Raw genomic sequence first — 1,781 nt, 5'->3', positions numbered from 1 at the left:
AGGACGCCAACTCTCTAGCTGATAAGGACCAACACAAGCAGAATGACTTGCCAAATACCGGTTTCCCATATCACCATCTTGTTCGTTTTTCATGAGTGTCTCACGATCCAGCAAGGCAGCAGTGCGATTAGTGGAAATATTGCTAAGAATGAGCTCTGCTGGATAAGGTTTATCAAATTTCATCACCACCGTTTTGTCATCCGGTGCTTGAAAAGCCTCATCAACATTTTGTTCTGTAATCCCATATTCATTAAATGTTGCCGCATTAGACAATTTCAATTTGACAACCCGCTTCATACCCCAAACAAGATCATTGGCATTCGCAGGACGACCATCGTTGAACTTCAAACCATCACGCAAATGAAAAGTAATCACAGTACTCTGATCATCACTTAAAACATCCCAACTCTTCGCTAACGAGGGAACCATTTTAGTAGCATCATCTGTAGCAGAAACGACTAAATTATCACAAATATTGTTAACCAATTCAATTCCATAACGGTCATTGAGTTGTGCAGGGTCAAATGTACTTATTGGATCGAGATTCCAAGCCATCACAAGCGTATCAGCAGGTGTTTTCGCTGAAACTTGTTGCACAAACATCCCCATTGCAAGAACAGCAGAAATAAAAGAACCGCCCTTTTTCAATATTTTTCTTTTCACGTTCATAGAACCTTTCACGTTCATAGAATTTTCCTTTTAACGTTTATTGTATAAATTCCCCATGCAGCAAAACGTGCTTAATAATTAAGTTTAGACGAACGATAGGCTCCTAAAGATCAAACTTTAAAACCTTCAAGAACAAGCACCTCTTGTCAATGACTCCTCCTGTCTACACTTATAAGCCAAACTAAAACATACAAAGGAAAACACTCTGATATACAATGAACGCTCACCAACAACAGAGCTTATTCACGATATCATAACGCCTACTATTAAAGACTATAAAACCTGTATTTTTTCTATCTTGTTAAGCAAGCTTGTCTCGTATTTCTTCCGGCGTGTTCTATACCATCAAAGCACTACCCCTTTTGGCTCAAGTACCTTAATAACAAAGAGCCTTCATAATAATTTGACGATTTGATAAAACAGGAAAATTTGTCAGTTTGCCAAGTGCAACGACTTTTATTCCTTCTTCAAAAGAAAATTTAATTTTTTCATCACTCCCCGTAAAATAACACCCTCCAAATGACATCTCATCATCTTTCAAAGCAAAAGAAAATATGAACACTATAAAAAACTGATATCCCTTGTGTACCCACCCATAACAAAACTTTCCTTCAACACAGCAAAACCTTTGCACCTTTAGCACCACTAAATTCCGCGATATTTGTTACACTTAGTTTCTTTATGTTATACTCAGTTTTTTAACAAATAAATTGACCACTTTCTAATTCAGAGAAATTGAAATATCGATCTTAACATCCACTTAAATACACCTCTAATGAGAATGAAAAATATCTTTAAACGAATGTCTTGAAAAGACATTCAACAATATATCACGCATTACCTATGATCTTCGACGCATTGCAAAACTTGAAAATTTATACAATACGCCGAATATATCATGACGATGCCCTTTATCTATTGAACAGCATTGAAGACACTCTTATTTTTCAATTTTACTATAAAAAATATGTGGCGCACTATTCCAAACCCACTTTTTGACATCAGGCGTCATCGCAATAACAGTATATTTCTGATAGATAAACGCATAAGGTCCTTTTTGCATAAGTTCACGTTGTAAATCAGCATATATTTGTGCCCGTTTTTGCGGATCT

General features: G+C 36.3%; 2 protein-coding genes and 1 pseudogene. All 3 read right to left on the bottom strand.

The annotated features are described in order from the left end of the window. On the bottom strand, positions 1-669 hold a 669-nt coding region (locus ACFILL_RS08475), incomplete at its 3' end, for an ABC transporter substrate-binding protein (RefSeq protein WP_375681094.1). A gap of 376 nt (positions 670-1,045) precedes the next feature. Further along, entirely contained in the window at positions 1,046-1,195 is a 150-nt protein-coding gene (locus ACFILL_RS08470; RefSeq protein WP_273790725.1) for a hypothetical protein, read from the bottom strand. Positions 1,196-1,609: 414 nt separating this feature from the next. Beyond that, positions 1,610-1,781 (bottom strand): annotated as a pseudogene (locus ACFILL_RS08465) (ABC transporter substrate-binding protein); the annotation flags it as partial.

Origin of the sequence: Bartonella sp. AP20NXHL (genome assembly GCF_042196165.1) — a bacterium.
Classification (GTDB): Bacteria; Pseudomonadota; Alphaproteobacteria; order Rhizobiales; family Rhizobiaceae; genus Bartonella.
This window is presented reverse-complemented; position numbering and strand designations above follow the sequence as displayed.